This is a genomic window from Yersinia sp. LJYL362 (assembly GCF_048323875.1).
This window is the reverse complement of the sequence record NZ_JBLWEX010000212.1, coordinates 1-16752: the sequence shown is the minus strand read 5'-3', so window position 1 is coordinate 16752 and position 16752 is coordinate 1. Positions and strand designations below refer to the sequence as shown.

The window sequence follows — 16752 nt, the reverse complement described above, 5'->3', positions numbered from 1 at the left end:
GACAATGAGCGGCAATGGCCTGTCGATTCTGCCCCGACCAGCGGGCGGATAGGCTGATTTGCTCTTCTTCAAACTCTGCCATTTGCTGATCGTTAAGGTGATATTTACCCTGATAATATTCACGGTATTTGGCGCGTGAAGCGAACTGGCGCTGGCCCGGTGAGTGATCCATCAGAGATACCAATGAAAGCTCTGGCTGCATCATCAGTTCTTCAAACAGTGGCAAGGTGCTGTCATGGGGTAATTCACAGCGCAAATGAATTCGATGCTCGGCTCGATTCAATCCTGATCGCTGGCTCTCTACCACGGCGTTAATCATTTTTTGCAGATTATCCAGCCGATGGCCGCCATCCCGCACATCGCCAACCGCCACGGCATCCAACACGGTAGTTATCCCACTGGCAACCATGAGCGCATCGTGGCTACTCATGGCCGAATGTGCTGGCCAATCCACATTGGGGCGGGGGGTGAAAAACTTGTCGAGATTATCGGTATGCAGCTCGATCAACCCCGGCAACAACCAGCTATTTTGTCCATCAATTGCCGCTGAAAGTTGTGTCGGACGATCACTATAACTGCGGATCACCCCTTGGTGGATTTCCAGTGATCCGCTGACCACCTGATCCGCAAGAATAAGATTGACGTTGTTGAAGATCATGATGGGATCTCTGTGCTGACGTGAGAGGGGGGCGGTGTCATAGTCAGTAAGCGGTCACTGACATGATTGCGTACTTTTTCATCGTGGAAAATACCGACAATTGCGGCTCCGCGCTGTTTAGCTTCATCAATCAGGCTGACCACAGCGGCGCTGTTGGTGCTATCGAGAGAAGCCGTCGGCTCATCCAGCAACAAAATGGGATAATCGACAATAAACCCTCGCGCTATATTAACCCGCTGTTGCTCGCCGCCGGAGAAGGTAGAAGGGGCCAGATCCCACAACCGCGGTGGCACATTAAGTCGCGCCAACAGATCCTGCGCCCGCTGTTGGCAGATTTGCCGATCAACCCCCAATTCCAGCAGGGGTTGCATCACCACATTTAATGCACTGATTCGTGGGATCACCCGCAAGAATTGACTGACCCAGCCCACCGTATGACGGCGCACCGCCATAATTTGTCGGGCTTGCGCGCTCACCATATCCAGCCATTCTCCCTGATGTTTCACCCAGATATGGCCGCTGTCGGGTAGGTAATTGGCATATAAAGAGCGCAGCAGAGTGGATTTTCCGCTGCCGGAATGGCCGTGCAGCACCACACATTCGCCACTGCCAACTTCCAATGAAGTTTGATGCAGCACCGGCAGGCGAATACCGTGCTGGTGGTGTAACACAAAGGTTTTACTGAGATTTTCAACTTTCATTTGTAGTATAGGCAGTTGTAGCATAGGCAGCTGTTGGGGGTTCATAGTCAGTTCTCACTCAGTTTTGTAATACCGATGAAACCAGTAGTTGGGTATAAGGATGGTGCGGGTCATCCAGCACCCGGTCAGTCAGGCCACTTTCGATAACTTGCCCCTCTTTCATCACCAGCAAACGGTTAGCCAATAAGCGGGCAACCCCCAAGTCATGGGTGACAATCACCACCGCCAATTGCATTTCCACCACCAGATTGCGCAGTAAATCCAGCAACCGTGCTTGCACTGACACGTCCAGGCCACCAGTCGGTTCGTCCATAAATACCAGCTTCGGATGTGTCACCAGATTACGGGCAATTTGCAGTCGCTGCTGCATGCCGCCGGAGAAGGTGGTGGGCAGGTCATCAAGACGGGATAAGGGGATCTCGACATCTTCCAGCCAGCGGCCTGCTTGTTGGCGGATCTCGCCATAATGGCGTTGGCCAATAGCCATCAGTCGCTCGCCGATATTGCCGCCCGCCGAGACTTGTGGCCGCAGCCCATCAAGTGGGTGCTGATGCACTACGCCCCATTCGGTGCGCAGTAAACGGCGGCGTTGGCTTTCGGCCATCTGATATAAATCAACCGCTGATTGGGCATCAGGCCGATAAAAAATTTGCCCATGTTGCGGTGCCAGACGGGCTGAAATGGATCTAAGCAAGGTGGTTTTACCCGAACCCGATTCACCAACAATCCCTAACACTTCACCGGGATACAGCTGGAAAGAGACATCACTGAACCCCTTACCCGGCGCATACAAATGGGTAAGATTCTCCACCGACAACAGCGGGTGAACAGCAGAGGGTTTTGAAATAACCTGTTCAGCGATCATTGAATATTCACCTCTTGTGTGGCGGCCTGAGCCAGTTGCTGCTGGCAAAAATCAGTATCCGAACAAACAAACATCCGGCTGCCCTTATCGTCCATCACCACCTCATCGAGATAACTGTGGCGCGAGCCGCACAAAGCACAGGGTTCATCCCATTGCTGCACGCTAAAGGGGTGATCGTCGAAGTCCAGACTTTCCACTTTGGTAAAAGGTGGTAGGGCATAAAGGCGTTTTTCACGACCGGCCCCAAACAGTTGCAGCGCGGGCATCATGTGCATTTTGGGATTATCAAATTTCGGAATTGGCGACGGATCCATCACATAGCGATCATTCACTTTTACCGGATAGGCATAGGTGGTAGCGATATGGCCGTAGCGAGCGATATCTTCATATAGCTTGACTTGCATTACGCCGTATTCCTCCAGCGCATGCATTTTGCGCGTCTCGGTTTCACGCGGTTCAATAAAGCGCAGCGGCTCCGGGATCGGTACCTGATAGATAAGGATCTGATCCTCCGTCAGCGGCGTTTCTGGAATGCGGTGCCGGGTCTGGATCAAGGTAGCGTCAGTAGTTTTTTCAGTAGTCGCCACTCCGCTGACCCGCTGGAAGAAGCGGCGAATCGACACCGCATTAGTGGTGTCATCGGCTCCCTGGTCGATCACTTTCAGCACATCGTAACGGCCAATCAGGCAGGCGGTTAGCTGAATGCCACCGGTGCCCCAGCCATAAGGCATCGGCATCTCACGGCCGCCGAATGGTACCTGATAACCGGGGATGGCCACGGCTTTCAGTAACGCGCGGCGCAAGGTTCTTTTGGTTTGCTCGTCCAGATAACCCAGATTGTAACCGGTGAGAACTTCAGTCATGGCGCGGCTCCTGTTGTTCTGCGGCTGCGGATGAATGCTCACGGCGCAGGCGCTTGAGTAACTCCAGCTCCGCTTGAAAATCAACGTAATGGGGCAGTTTGAGATGAGAAACAAAACCGGCGGCTTCGACATTGTCGGCGTGGGATAACACAAACTCTTCATCTTGCGCTGGGCTGGCGACATTTTCGTCGTATTCCCGGCTTTGCAAGGCGCGATCCATCAAGGCCATCGACATGGCTTTGCGCTCACCACGACCAAATACCAAACCGTAACCGCGAGTGAAATACGGGGGTTCTGCTGCCGAGCTGACAAAACCATTCACCATTTCGCATTCGGTGAGTAAGATCTCACCGATATCAATCGCAAATCCCAGTTCTTCCGGCTCAATTGAAATGGTCAGCTCGCCGGTGCGGATCTCGGCGGCGAATGGATGAGTTCGACCATAACCGCGCTGGGTGGAATAGCCAAGCGCCAGCAGGAAACCTTCATCACCGCGCACCAGCTGTTGCAGCCGGGCTGAGCGATTACACGGATAAACCGGTGGGTTGCGGGTGATATCTTCCGGCGGGGTGCCGTCATCCCGCTCAACTTTTGCTAATTGCTCTTGAGCTAATAAATCAAACACATGAGCGCAATTATTTTGCGATACATCTTCTGGCGATATTTCCCTGCGATTGAGCGCGTGCGGCGCTTCACCCGAGGCCAGCAGGGTGAAATCCAGTAGTCGATGGGTGTAATCATAGGTGGGGCCGAGCACTTGCCCGCCGGGCAAATCTTTGTAAATGGCGGAGATGCGCCGCTCCAGCCGCATATTGCCAGTTGCCAACGGTTGGCTGACGGCCAGACGCGGTAATGTGGTGCGGTAGGCGCGCAGTAGGAAAATCGCTTCGACCAGATCACCGCTGGCTTGCTTGATTGCCAATGCAGCCAGCTCGCGATCATAGATACCGCCCTCAGTCATCACCCGATCTACCGCCAGACCTAGCTGTTGCTCAATCTGTTCGCAATCGATAGCCGGGATCTGTGTATCACCACGGCGCTGGTGTTCGAGTAATTGATGGGCTGCCGCAATGGCTTTTTCGCCCCCTTTGACTGCAACGTACATCAGCACACCTCCACATGGGTGGTTCGTGGGATAGCCATTAGGTTCTCGCCGCAGGTCAACAGAAAATCGAGGCCAGCAGGGAATGCGATCGGGCGGTTAAGCAGGTAATTCAGCACAGCAGAGGGCAATTGCGGAGCCACAGTACGGTGGTGCTCAATTCCCGGCCCGCGTAGGCGCAGAGGCACACCAAGGTGCAGACTGGTGGCCTGAAGAATGACGGTGGTGGAGTGCTCTGGTGAAAGTTCATTACCCGCCGGGCAGTTAATCAAAAGTTCTTCTTTTATCTCATTGTCAAATAAGGAAAAAAGTGAATTTTTGATGCTGGTTGTCAGCGGCGCTCCGCAATGAAAACGTATATTCTGTTGCACGGCATCATTGTTGAGCGGTTCATCCAGGTAGAGCGGCGTTTCCTGATCAACCAGGGTCAGCAGGATGCTGGTGGTGGCGGGATTTAATGGCTGCCAGCCGCTGCCATGGGGCAGTGAAACGACAACTCCCGGTTCGCTTAATGCCTTGAGAATACGGCGAAAAGCGTGCTGAGCATCATCAACCGGCTGATCAAAATGGTTTAATAGGCTCATTAGTCTTCTCCTCGCACCAGGGTGAAGAAATCCACTTTACTGGTGGCGATAGCGCGAGCGCGCAATTCCCGCCGCTCCTGCTGTATGGCCGCTAGAGGATGAATGACGGTTTTCAGCAGTAATTCACTCAGACCGGCTGGTTGTCCATTAAGGGTGGAAAGCTGCAATAACGCATCTAATAGCGCGCAGAGTTCTGCATGAGGTTTATTGCGCCCGGCAATGTAGCTGTAACCATAAATATCTGTGCTGTGGTTGAGTTTGATTACCGCGCGAGTGAGGGTCATATCGCCCAGAATAAACCGGCGGCCAGTGCCGCCCATTCGCGCCTGTAATTGGCTCAAACCAATCTCTGGCGCACGGATCACTTGATATTGCGGTGCCAGATTCAAGGATTGCCAATGTGCAAGCAATTGCTCCGGTTGGCTGTGGGCCAACACCGACATCCAGCCCTGCCGGGTGTTAGAGATACTATCCATTTAGTGCTCCATGGTCAGTTCAATCATGTCGGCGCGTGTCAGGCTGACGGAGTACTCCGCCACCTGCTGGCTATCAACACGGATATTCAAGGTGCGCACACAGAGCAGCGGCGCATGGGTGGCAATCTCAAGTAAACGGCTCTCTTTGGCCTGAGCACGGCGTGCGCTAATGCGAGTCTGGCTACGGCTTAAAGGCTGTTGCAGATGTTGGCTGATGAATTGATGTAGTGAACCGGAGTTAAACTGCTGCAACGCGGGCCACCAACTCAAATCCGGCAGGTAATGATCGATAACGCAGACCGGTACACCATTGACTCGCCGCAAGGTGCGTAAATGAATCACTGTCGTCCCTTCATCCAATGACAGCGCTTTAGCAACATGCTCAATGCACGGGCGTAAGACGGCGAGTAAGCGCTCACTGGTGGGGTCACTACCCTGATCTAATAAGTTTTGGCTAAAGCGCGCATTGGCATGCAGCGGGTAGTCATAAGGGCGCATTAACACCAAAATGCCGATACCTTGCCGACGTTGCAGCCAGCCGCGCTCGACCAATTCATCGACGGCCCGACGCAGGGTATGACGATTGACCTGATAACGTTCGGCTAACTGCTGTTCAGACGGCAGATAATCCCCGCAGCGATAAGCACCACGCAGCTCCTGCTCTAACTGGGCCGCAATTTGTTGATAGCGGGTGGGATAACTGGTCGGTGGTCTAGATAAGTGCATGGCAGATAACCCCTCTGTGTGGATCATCACTTCTGACGGCCATCCACAATGAAACACAAGGAGCAATACTGATGAGCAGGTGGCGGATTGTCATGGTGATAACCAGTAAGTTTTCTCACCCGCTATGCTGGCGGTTTTTAATGACAGTAGGGTTAAGCTGAGATGGCGGAACGATGAAATCTTGCGGTTGTTGGTAGGATTTTTTATGGGCTAAAAAGTGGTGCTTATAAGAAAAAGTTTTATCGCATTATCAATCTGATACATATCACTACGATAAATCCTCACTTTAAACAAAAAATAAACATTATCTTAACTTGAGGGAAATATAAGTGTCTCTTATAGTTAATTTACGCCGCCGTGGCGTTCTCTCTGGGGGGTTTTACTATGTGCCCTAAAAATATCAGCCGTCTGAGCAAAATAAGTTTGGCAATATTACTGGCTTGCTCACTCGCGGCATGTAGTGGCAGTGGCGGAGGTTCTCACAATTCTGCGAAGAATAATGCGGGTCAGACAACCGGAGGAACAGGTTCAGGCAGTGGTGGTGGTACTGGCTCTGGAGGTGGCACCGGCGGAGGAACGGATGGTGGTACGACCGCGAATAATTCTGCGGTTGGCAATGTGGTCAGTGGTGTTGGCACTGCCGTCGATGGGGTAGGTAATACTGTCAGCGGTGTTGTTAGCCAAACCCCTGTAGGTAGCTTGCCAATCGTTGGTGGTGGTTTGGTTACCGTCGTTGATAGCGCGGGTAATGCTGTCAGTGACGTCGGGACCGGTTTACATAATGGCGTAGGTCAATTAGGAAATAATCCTAATGCATTGGGCACTACGGCTGCCGGTGTACCGAAGGCCGTGGCTGATGTTGGTACCGGAGTTTCAGGATTAGGTGGAACAGTTTCAGGTATCGCTGCCAACACGCCATTGGGCGGAGTTACCGGTACCGCAGGTGGGTTAGTTGATAAAACCGGTGGTGCAGTCACTTCTATCGGTAACGGATTGGCGCAAGACCTGCAAACAGGAACGACGAGTAAGCTAACCACTGCCGCAACCGGGATAGTGACGCCAGTGGTGGGCCAGGTACAAGATATTACTCAGACCGTTGGTTCAACCACCGGTATTGGCGCGCCAGTGAATAATTTACTGACCGCTGTCGGCGGTACTATTGTGACGACTGGCACTCAAGTGGGTACCAGTGCGCCAACGTTAGCGGGTGTTGGACAGGTACTGCAAGGCAGTGGGCAAGCCGTTGAGAAGGCGGGCGGTTTAGTGACTCCGCCAACATCAACAGGTGGTTCGAATGGCTTGCTGGCAGGTGTCACGAATACATTGACACCAACCTCTGGTGGCAGCAACAGCGGCTTGTTGGCCGGGGTAAACAATACTGTCGGTGGTGTTACCGGCGGATTGACTGCTGGCGTCTCAGCTAATGCCAATGCCAGTGGTGGTTTAGCTGGCGGGATAGGCGGAATATTAAAACCAAAAACCAATTAAATATACATACCCTAGATAATTCGAGTTGCAGGAAGGCGGCAATTGAGTGAACCCCGATGAGTTGACGTCAGTCAGTGATTCGGGTGAGCGAGAGCAGCTAACGCACATGCAGCTTGAAGTATGACGGGTATAACGATACTAGCTCTCCCTTATTCCAGGGGAGAGCATCGTTATTATAAAAATAAATAGACTATTAAAATTATAATTTAATGTGCGCATAAGGAAATATTCTATGAATAATAGAGTGTGGGTATTATTTTTATTTGGTGCAGGAAGTGTATGGCAGTTCAGCGCGCTCGCTAATACCGTCCCTATGTTAATTGACCAGAATAACCCTTCCAAAATATCGCGTGATATTGCGCGACCACAAACACCTCGTACTGTGGCTCCAACGATTTCAACTCCAGTGCCAGAACCCAGTTCTAAACTAACACTGGATACTTTAATTGATGTGAAACATATCCAATTTATCGGTGGTACCCAATATGATATTAATATACTCAGTAAGCCATTTACGCCTTATATTGGTAAAGAAGTATCATTAAAGACTCTGCTTTTAGCAACGCAATCTATTACAAAAATGTATCAGCAAGATGGCTATATTCTCTCTTATGCTTATTTGCCGACTGATAACTTTGCCAATGGCACATTAAAAATAGGTTTGGTTGAAGGCTATATTGCTAATACTCGAATTCAAAGTGACAACACAGCGATAGGGCGCTGGCTGACCAAGTTGTCTCAGCGCATTATGGCCGAGAATCCGCTGACACAGGATACCTTTGAACGTTACAGCATTTTGATGAGCCGAACGCCGGATACTAAAGTGATCGCCACGGCTAAAAACCCGGATAATATTTATGGCGCAACATTATTAGATATTAAAGCCGATCATCCACGTAATTGGAATATCAGTACCGCATTGGATAGCCGCAAAGGTGTTTACAGCGGGGTACTCAATGCAACTTTAAGTGGCTTTACACCTTATGCAGAGCAATTGGGTGTCGCAACATTATTACCGTTAGACAGCAAGAATCGTGACCAATACTTAGGTGTAAACTATCAACAATATTTAGGTAGCAATGGCTTATTACTGCAAACCCGGGGCAGTTATTATAAGCAAGAGCCGAAAGATTATACTGATGTGCTGACACTGTACCCCGATAACATCACATTATCCAGCCGCACTCAACAGATACAATATACTGGTGGCGTGGTGTTAAGTTATCCGTTGGAATTAACCCGTAAACGTCAATGGACAGTGAGCGGGGGCGTAGATTATCTGGAGAAAAGCTATAATCTAAAAATCCGGGCCCGATTTAATAATCTTAATAATACATTGCTCGATTTAGAAGAACAGAACCAACGGATGCGTTACCCGGCGGCCGAGTTGGCACTGACGGGTTATCAGGAATATACCCAATCTTATTGGAGCACCCGTGCCAGCGTGCGCAAAGGAATAAACGGCGCTTTGGCCTCTAGTTCAGTTCCTTGGGGAGACTTAGGTTTTACCCGCTGGAAACTCACCGGAGATGGCGCGTATTTAATGGCCGAAAAATGGCGATTGAGTGCCTCGGCGGAAGGTGATTGGTCTGACAATGATTTACCAGAAGCAGAGCATGTGACTTTTGGTGGGTTACGGTTTGGCCGAGGTTATCCAGATGGTGAGGCGACGGGGGATTATGGCTATGGCGGACAGGTAGAAATGCGCTATATACATAATCGGGAAAATGGCAATTGGCTGAAAACCATTCAACCTTATGCGGTGCTGGATACGGCACACACTTGGTATAACTCACCGATATTTCGTGCACAAAAACTGGCTTCTTACGCGGTGGGAGTGACCTTTGGTGATAACAAACACTATTCCTTATCACTGGAAGGGGCGAGGCCGATTGGCGACCTGCCCAGTGATAGTACGCGTCGTGATTGGCGGTTTAATGCGACCTTAACCTATAACTTTGCCAATTAGCGCAGGTGATGGATAACTTGATTACCGCTGCCGCGCCAAATAAGCGATGGGTCTTTTAGGTCTTGCACGAATTTGCCATCGACCAGCACATTAATTAAATCCACCACTTGTTGTTGGTCGGCGGTCAGTTCAGCCAGGGTGTAGCCGGTCCAGACCCAAATATCTTTACCATCGCACTCCTGGCGTACGCGTTTGACCAGTTGCAGAATGGCGGACAAATTTTGTGGATGCAGCGGATCACCGCCGGAGAGGGATAACCCTTGCCGACGGATACGGGAGTCGTTCAGATCCGCTATGATTTTATCTTCCATTTCTTGGGTAAATGGCTTACCCGAATTCAGTCGCCAGGTGCTTTTGTTATAACAACCCACACATTCGTGTACGCAGCCAGAGACGAACAGCGTACAGCGAGTGCCAGGGCCGTTGATAACATCGACCGGGTAATATTGATGATAATTCAAAGTGGTTAGCCCAGCTGTCCGTTTGCCAAATGCTTAACGCGGCGCTTCACTTCTTCTTGTTTGCCGGCGTTAAATGGCCGTGCATCCGGGCTACCCAAATAGCCACATACCCGACGGGTGACTGACACTTTTGATGGCTCATGATTACCACATTTCGGGCAGGTGAAGCCCTTGCTGGTACAGGAGAATTCGCCGGTAAAACCGCACTCGTAGCATTCATCAATTGGTGTGTTGGTGCCGTAATATGGCACTCGGCTGTAGCTGTAATCCCAGACATCTTCCAGCGCTCTGAGGTTATGCTGCAAGTTAGGGTATTCGCCGTAACAGATGAAACCGCCGTTAGCCAATGGAGGATAAGGTGCTTCGAAGTCCAGTTTGTCGTAAGGATTAACTTTCTTTTCAACATCCAGATGGAAGCTGTTGGTGTAATAGCCTTTGTCGGTGACACCTTCTACCACGCCAAATTCTGCGGTATCCAGGCGGCAGAAGCGGTCACACAGGTTTTCGCTCGGCGTGCTGTACAGACTAAAGGCGTAGCCAGTTTCTTCTTTCCAGCTATCCGTTGCTTGTCTCATGCGCTCGACGATAGCCACGCCTTTTGCACGTAACTTTTCGTCGTCAAAGACATGGGATTGATTGCCAAACAGAGCATTAACCGTTTCATGAATACCAATAAAGCCCAGCGAGATAGATGCGCGGCCATTTTTGAAGATTTCAGAGATATTGTCATCCGCTTGCAAGCGCACACCACAAGCCCCTTCCATATACAGGATAGGTGCCACGCGGGCTTTGATCCCTTCGAGTCGGGCAATACGAGTCATCAAAGCTTTCTTGGCTAACAGCAGGCGCTCATCCAGCAGCCGCCAGAATTTCTCTTCATCGCCTTGGGCTTCCAATGCAATACGTGGCAGGTTAAGGCTGATAACCCCCAGATTGTTACGGCCATCGTGGATCTGTTTGCCATCTTCTTCATAGACGCCGAGGAAGCTGCGGCAGCCCATGGGTGTTTTGAAAGAACCAGTAACTTTAACCACTTGATCGTAATTGAGAATATCTGGATACATGCGCTTGGTGGCACACTCCAGTGCTAACTGTTTGATATCGTAGTTGGGATCGCCAAATTTATGGTTAAGACCATCGCGGATAGCAAACACCAGTTTCGGGAACACCGCGGTTTTACGGTTTTTGCCCAAACCAGCAATGCGATTACGCAGAATCGCCTGCTGAATCATGCGCGATTCCCAACTGGTACCCAGCCCAAAGCCGAAGGTGACAAACGGCGTTTGACCATTGGCGGTATGCAGGGTATTCACTTCATATTCCAGTGACTGGAAAGCGTCATAACACTCTTTTTCGGTGCGTGACATGGCATAACCGGCGGCATCAGGGATCTGCCACTCTTCAGCGACCCGCTTATGTTTATTGAAACTTTCGGTGACAAACGGTGCCAGAATTTCATCGATGCGGTTAATGGTTGTGCCGCCATAGATATGGCTGGCAACCTGCGCGATAATCTGCGCGGTCACTGCGGTAGCTGTAGAAATGGATTTTGGCGGCTCGATTTCCGCATTACCCATTTTAAAACCTTGAGTCAGCATGCCATCGAGGTCAATCAACATGCAGTTGAACATCGGGAAGAATGGCGCGTAATCCAGATCGTGATAATGAATTTCACCACGTTCATGAGCCAAGACCACGTCTCGTGGCAAAATATGTTGTTTGGCGTAGTGTTTCGCGACAATACCGGCCAGCAGATCACGCTGAGTCGGGATGACTTTGCTGTCTTTATTCGCATTTTCGTTCAGTAGCGCTTTGTTACTTTGCTCTACCAAACCCCGGATTTCCTGATTCAGGCGACCACGCAGTTCACGCGAGATATCCCGGTCATGGCGATACTCAATATAGGCTCGGGCGAGCTGCTTGTATTGACCGGCCATCAGTTGGTTTTCTACCGCAGTTTGGATATCGCGGATATCAACTTTCGGCTGGTTCTCCATCGTCTGAGCGACCACACGGGCAACAGTTGCACAATAATCCGCGTCTACTACGCCAACCGCCAAGGCTGCACGCTCGACCGCTTCCTTGATTCGTACCTCATCAAAAGGTACCTGACAACCGTCCCGTTTAATCACTACTGTTTTCACAATGTCGCTCCTGTATCCTGCCGCGTAGGATTAGCCCCAAAACAATCTTATCCACAAGGCAAACCGCAGCACATAAGGGCTGCGAGGGGGTGTGGATGGTTTTGTGGATAACTACTACATATAGATGTCTTAATTCCTATAGACACTATATATGGGTAATGGCAGAAGTGACAGTCAACATAATTGACCTAGAACAAGGAAATCAGCTTTAGGTTTATTCCCTGTTCAGTGCATCACAAAATGGACATTTTTATGCCACTTTTTTTGCACAAAATAGTATGAGTTAGCGCTTCATTGGGCGGAAATGTTCCAGTAAAAAATCGACCCAAACGCGCACCCGCGGGGGTAAATCGGCAGAGGCATAATAGAGCCATAATGGCACCGGTGCAGGCCAGTGATGGGCTAGCACGGGCACCAAACTGCCGTCTGCAAAATGGGGTTCAGCATGCCATTGTGCTATATAGGTTATTCCCATATCGGCCAACGCCGCATTCATTAATACTTCGGGTTGTGAAATGACCAAACGGCCCGACAACTCGAAAGATTGCACCTCATTATTGTGTTGCAACAGCCATTTGACTATTCGTCCAGTTGATGGATTGCGGTGTAGTAAACACTGATGCTGATAGAGATGCTGCGGATTGCTGGGGGTGCCATAGCGCGCCAGATAAGCGGGGCTGGCCGCCAACACCATTTGCATTGGGTAAAACTGGCGTGCAATCAAGCGACTATCAGGATCAATGTGAGTGCCGATCCCGACATCAAAGCCTTCTCCGACCAAATTAACCACTCTGGCTTCCAGCGAGAGATCTAAATCAATCAGCGGGTAGCGCGCCATAAACTCGGGAATCAGCGGCATTAATAGTTGGCGGCCAAAACCGGGGATCAAACTGACTCGAACCGTGCCGCTGGGATGTTGCTCATCGTTACGTACGGTGTCCAGAGTGTGTGATAGCGCCTGCCAAAGCGGAGCAACCCGCGCTAATAAAGCCTTACCTTCATCAGTTAGCACCACACTATGGGTATTGCGTTGAAACAGACGAAGCGCCAGTTTTTCTTCTAATACGCGGACATTTTTACTGACAGCGGCAGGAGTTACCCCTAATTGACGGGCCGCGACAGAAAAATTCTCATTTTGGGCGGCGCTTAGGAAGGCTGGCAATAAGCGATGAATATCGGAAGGTAGCGACATTGGTTGATACCTTAGGTTGAAATTAATGTGACTGATTGCAGCCTACACCGGCAGCGCTGAAAATGAAAAGATAGTGTCATTAAACCTGTTGGAGAATCTGTTATGCCACGTATTTTAGTGTTGACTGCCCACCGTAAGCCGGATGAATCCCGTATCAACCATCGGTTAATAGAGGCCATTCATCCACTACCGAATGTTACCGTGCATGAGCTGATTCGTGAGTATCCGGATTTTCAAATTGATGTCGCTCGCGAGCAAGAATTATTGGAATCACATGATGTGATAGTGATGATGTTTCCATTTTACTGGTATAGCTCGCCGGCCATTTTAAGTGAATGGCAGGATGCGGTGTTAACTTACGGCTTTGCTTATGGCAGTAGTGGGGACAAATTGCGTGGTAAGCCATTGCAATTGGTGGTGTCGACTGGCGGCAATGAGCAGGCCTACAGCCCACAGGGCTATAATCGTTACCCGGCGCTGGATTTGTTATTGCCCTTCCACGCGATGGCCAATATGACGGGTATGGATTTCCTCCCACCCTATTTAGTGCAAGGGGCCAATGCGATGGAGGAGGAGACTTTGGAGCGCTATGTTCAAGGTGTGGTGGGAGTGATGAAGGGTTTTTAGTTGATATGATTGTGCGGGTACAAATTTAGTATAAATTTGATATTTAACTGTGCGGGTGATAGCTTGCTTAGAGTATGAAAGATCATTGAAGGAGCAACCTATATGGCAACGACTATGTCCCAAAAAGCGGCGCGAGAAGGGCTAGGCTCTCCCGAGCTTTTTGACGGCGGCGTTTTCGTCACAAAAAATGGTGTCGCTGAGCTGTTTGTCCAACCCGCAGCAGAAAGGGAGGCGGAGATTAGGGAACGTAATCTTGAGCGCCAATCAAATGCTTTGCTGAAGCTGGTTATGTTGGCTAAACAGGATATTAAAAACCAGCAAGGCATGTCGCCGGAAGAAACGTTAAGGAAGCTGCGCGCTGCGCGAAAGTAATAATATTGAGGTTAGGAATGCCCCAAATAATTATATCACCAGCAGCAGAATGGACTCTTCAGGATATCGAATCCTTTAAAAGCGCTACTATGGGGCCGGTTAAGGCTGGGGAGTTCGTTGATAATTTATTGATATCATCAATAACAGCGATCAGTGAAGATCCGGTCCGCTATCGTTTTAACTCAATGTTATCAGATAGCGGTGTGCAATTGCGTGAGCGGCTGGATCCCGGCAGTGAGTACCGCGTCATCTATGACTATGATGGTCAAACTGTGGAAATACTGGCTTTTGTCAGTATGAAACAAGATTTAGAACGGCTTCTCTACCGCTACCTCATGTTTCGATAGCATTCAGTACTCGGTTTTGCCGGGTACTGAACGGCCTTTGTTGTCCTATAAAGTGCTACCCCATAAAATGTTCCGCCAACTCAAGATCCCGCCGCGTAAACTCTCTCACAATTTTCCCACTTTCCATCATGGCTGCACGCTCGGACATATGTGCCACCACATCACTGTCATGGCTGACCAACAAATAGGTCATATCGTGTTCGCGTTTCAAATGATTGAGTAGATTGAGGATTTCCGCTTGCACTGACATATCTAATGCTGAGGTTGGTTCATCCAACAGCAGCAGTTTTGGTCGCAATAGCAGGGCGCGGGCAATGGCAATGCGCTGGCGCTGGCCACCGGAAAATTGATGCGGATAGCGCTGTGCCGCAGACGCCGGCAAGCCCACTTGTTCTAAAGCTTGGTCAATACGTTGTTGGATGTTTGGCTCACCGTGAATCTTTAGCGGCTCACCCAGTGTGCGCTGAATATTATGTTGTGGGTGCAGTGACGCATAAGGGTCTTGGAATACCATCTGCACATCTTTACGCAATTGGCCGATGAAACGTTGCCCTGGTTGTAATGGTTGGCCCAGCAAGGTTATCTCGCCTTGCCACTCCCGCTGTAAACCGGCCAAAGTACGTAATACGGTCGATTTACCGCAGCCAGATGCCCCAATCAGGCTGAATGTTTCACCAGCTTCAACCGCAAAACTGACCGACTCAACCGCTGTTTTTAGCTGATTCTTTTGGGCAAAGCTGACTTGTAGATTTTTGACTTCAATCAGTGCCACGGGAACCTCCAGAGAAATCAGCGCTGCGATCTAATACCGGCAGATCCGTGCCATAGGTACTGGCATTCGGGCGGCAAGCCCACAAGGTATGGGTATAAGGATGAGTCGAATGGGGCAGGTCAGCCGCCGCGCCTTGATCCACCAGTTTCCCCTGATACATCACCAACACGCGATGGCAATGCTCGGCGACTAACGGCAGATCGTGGCTAATCAACAACAAACTCATATTGCGCTGCTCAGTCTGTTCGACAATCAACTCCAGTATTTGATTACGCAATTTGGCGTCCAATGCGGAGGTTGGCTCATCGGCAATTAATACCCGTGGGTTATTCACTAAAGCGATAGCTAACATGGCCCGTTGGCCCATACCGCCAGAAAGTTGGCCAGGATAACTGTGCCAGGCATTTTCATTGAGTCCGACCGAGGCTAGCGCATTCAATACCCGCTCGCGGGTATCCGCGCGGGAAAGCGTATTATGTAGCAGCAGGGATTCTTCAATTTGTTTCCCCACGGTGCGTACCGGATTCAGCGCATAGCGTGGATCTTGCAGCACCATAGCAATTTCGCTGCCACGTAATGCGCCCCATTGTTTCGGTTTCAACTGCAATAGGTCGTGTTCGATAACCTGACCTGAATTGCCCTGTTGATCGGTGTTATCAGCATAATAACTGAGCTTTTTAGCACTGACTTTGCCCGGAGCACGAACTAATCCCATCAATGCTCTGGCGGTAATGGATTTGCCCGAACCGGACTCACCCACCAGTGCCACCCGTTCGCGGCCGAGATGGAATGAAATATTATCCACCACTCGCTGCTGCTGGAAATCGACACAGAGATTGTCGATGGCAAAAATTTTATCAGTCATGGTGAGGGTCCAAAATATCGCGCAGGCCATCGCCTAACAGATTAAATGCCATGCTGCTCAGTAAGATAGCGCAGCCCGGAATGGCGGCAATCCACCATTGGTCAAAGATAACCTGCATGCCATCCGCGACCATGGAACCCCATTCTGACATGGGCGGGCGTGCCCCTAACCCGAGGAAGCCAAGACCTGCCGCAGCCAGGATAATACCCGCTAAATCCAATGCCAGGCGCACCACCGCTGAAGGAAGGCACATAGGGAGAATATGACCCCACAGTAACCGCAACCCTTTGATTCCCATCATTTCAGCGGCTGCCAGATAATCACTTTTACGTAATAACTGAATCTCAGCTCTGGCCTGACGGGCATAGGCCGGCCAAGTGGTCAGGGCCAATGCCAGCGCGCCGTTAATTAATCCGGGGCCAAGCATGGCAACAAAAGCAAAAGCCAGAATCAGCCGTGGCATCGACATCACCACATCGGTAACGCGCATCAGAATACGTTCGAGCCAGCCGCCGTAATAACCGGAAAGCACCCCGACCA

The 16752-nt window shown here is 50.4% G+C and carries 19 protein-coding genes; 5 read left to right on the top strand and 14 right to left on the bottom strand.

Annotated elements, in window-relative coordinates:
- The 8 genes from phnM to phnF all read right to left on the bottom strand — a co-directional run.
- Positions 1 to 658, bottom strand: a 658-nt coding sequence (gene phnM, locus ACNSO8_RS11325) for an alpha-D-ribose 1-methylphosphonate 5-triphosphate diphosphatase (RefSeq protein ID WP_418394676.1), incomplete at its 3' end; no start/stop codon positions are given.
- The gene (phnL, locus tag ACNSO8_RS11320; RefSeq protein WP_411919067.1) at positions 655 to 1404 is read right to left on the bottom strand and encodes a phosphonate C-P lyase system protein PhnL; all 750 of its coding nucleotides are present in this window, start codon (positions 1402 to 1404) and stop codon (positions 655 to 657) included. The genes phnM and phnL, both read right to left, overlap by 4 nt.
- Positions 1405 to 1417: 13 nt before the next feature.
- Positions 1418 to 2224 (bottom strand): phosphonate C-P lyase system protein PhnK, encoded by an 807-nt coding sequence (gene phnK, locus ACNSO8_RS11315; protein ID WP_172654265.1) that lies wholly within the window; start codon positions 2222 to 2224, stop codon positions 1418 to 1420.
- Positions 2221 to 3087 (bottom strand): alpha-D-ribose 1-methylphosphonate 5-phosphate C-P-lyase PhnJ, encoded by an 867-nt coding sequence (locus tag ACNSO8_RS11310; protein WP_019080664.1) that lies wholly within the window; start codon positions 3085 to 3087, stop codon positions 2221 to 2223. The genes phnK and ACNSO8_RS11310 overlap by 4 nt, the downstream gene beginning before the upstream one ends.
- Positions 3080 to 4192: a carbon-phosphorus lyase complex subunit PhnI gene (locus tag ACNSO8_RS11305; RefSeq protein WP_408576380.1), complete on the bottom strand. Its 1113-nt coding sequence runs from the start codon at positions 4190 to 4192 to the stop codon at positions 3080 to 3082. Before ACNSO8_RS11305 ends, ACNSO8_RS11310 begins: the two co-directional genes overlap by 8 nt.
- Positions 4192 to 4773 carry a phosphonate C-P lyase system protein PhnH gene (phnH, locus tag ACNSO8_RS11300; protein WP_057631012.1) on the bottom strand — a complete coding sequence of 194 codons (582 nt, stop codon included), beginning with the start codon at positions 4771 to 4773 and terminating at the stop codon, positions 4192 to 4194. The genes ACNSO8_RS11305 and phnH overlap by 1 nt, the downstream gene beginning before the upstream one ends.
- Entirely contained in the window at positions 4773 to 5249 is a 477-nt protein-coding gene (gene phnG, locus ACNSO8_RS11295; protein ID WP_418394675.1) for a phosphonate C-P lyase system protein PhnG, read from the bottom strand. The genes phnH and phnG overlap by 1 nt, the downstream gene beginning before the upstream one ends.
- Positions 5250 to 5975 carry a phosphonate metabolism transcriptional regulator PhnF gene (gene phnF, locus ACNSO8_RS11290; protein ID WP_019084225.1) on the bottom strand — a complete coding sequence of 242 codons (726 nt, stop codon included), beginning with the start codon at positions 5973 to 5975 and terminating at the stop codon, positions 5250 to 5252. It lies immediately after the preceding gene.
- 384 nt (positions 5976 to 6359) lie between these two features.
- On the opposite strand from phnF, the gene ACNSO8_RS11285 reads away from it, so the two are divergent.
- Positions 6360 to 7463 carry a collagen-like triple helix repeat-containing protein gene (locus ACNSO8_RS11285; protein WP_046051683.1) on the top strand — a complete coding sequence of 368 codons (1104 nt, stop codon included), beginning with the start codon at positions 6360 to 6362 and terminating at the stop codon, positions 7461 to 7463.
- Positions 7464 to 7695: 232 nt separating this feature from the next.
- The gene (locus ACNSO8_RS11280; protein ID WP_418394674.1) at positions 7696 to 9432 is read left to right on the top strand and encodes a ShlB/FhaC/HecB family hemolysin secretion/activation protein; all 1737 of its coding nucleotides are present in this window, start codon (positions 7696 to 7698) and stop codon (positions 9430 to 9432) included.
- On the opposite strand, the gene nrdG is transcribed toward ACNSO8_RS11280, so the two are convergent.
- The 3 genes from nrdG to ACNSO8_RS11265 all read right to left on the bottom strand — a co-directional run bounded on the left by nrdG (position 9429) and on the right by ACNSO8_RS11265 (position 13229).
- Complete coding sequence (gene nrdG, locus ACNSO8_RS11275) at positions 9429 to 9893, bottom strand: anaerobic ribonucleoside-triphosphate reductase-activating protein (RefSeq protein ID WP_032903255.1); 465 nt, start codon at positions 9891 to 9893, stop codon at positions 9429 to 9431. The genes ACNSO8_RS11280 and nrdG overlap by 4 nt on opposite strands.
- Positions 9894 to 9898: 5 nt before the next feature.
- Positions 9899 to 12037 (bottom strand): anaerobic ribonucleoside-triphosphate reductase, encoded by a 2139-nt coding sequence (gene nrdD, locus ACNSO8_RS11270; RefSeq protein ID WP_050157168.1) that lies wholly within the window; start codon positions 12035 to 12037, stop codon positions 9899 to 9901.
- Positions 12038 to 12320: 283 nt separating this feature from the next.
- Complete coding sequence (locus ACNSO8_RS11265; protein WP_050121500.1) at positions 12321 to 13229, bottom strand: LysR family transcriptional regulator; 909 nt, start codon at positions 13227 to 13229, stop codon at positions 12321 to 12323.
- 102 nt (positions 13230 to 13331) lie between these two features.
- On the opposite strand from ACNSO8_RS11265, the gene ACNSO8_RS11260 reads away from it, so the two are divergent.
- The 3 genes from ACNSO8_RS11260 (at position 13332) to ACNSO8_RS11250 (ending at position 14575) form a co-directional block, all read left to right on the top strand.
- Entirely contained in the window at positions 13332 to 13856 is a 525-nt protein-coding gene (locus ACNSO8_RS11260) for an NAD(P)H-dependent oxidoreductase (protein WP_050157170.1), read from the top strand.
- A gap of 102 nt (positions 13857 to 13958) precedes the next feature.
- Positions 13959 to 14228 carry a hypothetical protein gene (locus tag ACNSO8_RS11255; RefSeq protein ID WP_046051680.1) on the top strand — a complete coding sequence of 90 codons (270 nt, stop codon included), beginning with the start codon at positions 13959 to 13961 and terminating at the stop codon, positions 14226 to 14228.
- Between the two features lie 17 nt (positions 14229 to 14245).
- Entirely contained in the window at positions 14246 to 14575 is a 330-nt protein-coding gene (locus ACNSO8_RS11250; protein WP_026017979.1) for a type II toxin-antitoxin system RelE/ParE family toxin, read from the top strand.
- A gap of 55 nt (positions 14576 to 14630) precedes the next feature.
- Here ACNSO8_RS11250 and ACNSO8_RS11245 read toward each other — a convergent pair whose 3' ends face one another.
- The 3 genes from ACNSO8_RS11245 to ACNSO8_RS11235 form a co-directional block, all read right to left on the bottom strand.
- Positions 14631 to 15347, bottom strand: coding sequence for an ABC transporter ATP-binding protein (locus ACNSO8_RS11245; protein WP_418394673.1), 717 nt, complete (start codon positions 15345 to 15347; stop codon positions 14631 to 14633).
- Complete coding sequence (locus tag ACNSO8_RS11240; protein WP_418394672.1) at positions 15334 to 16212, bottom strand: ABC transporter ATP-binding protein; 879 nt, start codon at positions 16210 to 16212, stop codon at positions 15334 to 15336. The genes ACNSO8_RS11245 and ACNSO8_RS11240 overlap by 14 nt, the downstream gene beginning before the upstream one ends.
- Positions 16205 to 16752: ABC transporter permease (locus ACNSO8_RS11235; protein ID WP_418394595.1), on the bottom strand; the 548-nt coding region annotated here is incomplete at its 5' end. The genes ACNSO8_RS11235 and ACNSO8_RS11240, both read right to left, overlap by 8 nt.

Coding starts and splice junctions, on each gene's coding strand:
- phnL (WP_411919067.1), bottom strand. CDS start 1,404: ATGAACCCCCAACAGCTGCCTATGCTACAACTGCCTATACTACAAATG.
- phnK (WP_172654265.1), bottom strand. CDS start 2,224: ATGATCGCTGAACAGGTTATTTCAAAACCCTCTGCTGTTCACCCGCTG.
- ACNSO8_RS11310 (WP_019080664.1), bottom strand. CDS start 3,087: ATGACTGAAGTTCTCACCGGTTACAATCTGGGTTATCTGGACGAGCAA.
- ACNSO8_RS11305 (WP_408576380.1), bottom strand. CDS start 4,192: ATGTACGTTGCAGTCAAAGGGGGCGAAAAAGCCATTGCGGCAGCCCAT.
- phnH (WP_057631012.1), bottom strand. CDS start 4,773: ATGAGCCTATTAAACCATTTTGATCAGCCGGTTGATGATGCTCAGCAC.
- phnG (WP_418394675.1), bottom strand. CDS start 5,249: ATGGATAGTATCTCTAACACCCGGCAGGGCTGGATGTCGGTGTTGGCC.
- phnF (WP_019084225.1), bottom strand. CDS start 5,975: ATGCACTTATCTAGACCACCGACCAGTTATCCCACCCGCTATCAACAA.
- ACNSO8_RS11285 (WP_046051683.1), top strand. CDS start 6,360: ATGTGCCCTAAAAATATCAGCCGTCTGAGCAAAATAAGTTTGGCAATA.
- ACNSO8_RS11280 (WP_418394674.1), top strand. CDS start 7,696: ATGAATAATAGAGTGTGGGTATTATTTTTATTTGGTGCAGGAAGTGTA.
- ACNSO8_RS11265 (WP_050121500.1), bottom strand. CDS start 13,229: ATGTCGCTACCTTCCGATATTCATCGCTTATTGCCAGCCTTCCTAAGC.
- ACNSO8_RS11260 (WP_050157170.1), top strand. CDS start 13,332: ATGCCACGTATTTTAGTGTTGACTGCCCACCGTAAGCCGGATGAATCC.
- ACNSO8_RS11255 (WP_046051680.1), top strand. CDS start 13,959: ATGGCAACGACTATGTCCCAAAAAGCGGCGCGAGAAGGGCTAGGCTCT.
- ACNSO8_RS11250 (WP_026017979.1), top strand. CDS start 14,246: ATGCCCCAAATAATTATATCACCAGCAGCAGAATGGACTCTTCAGGAT.
- ACNSO8_RS11240 (WP_418394672.1), bottom strand. CDS start 16,212: ATGACTGATAAAATTTTTGCCATCGACAATCTCTGTGTCGATTTCCAG.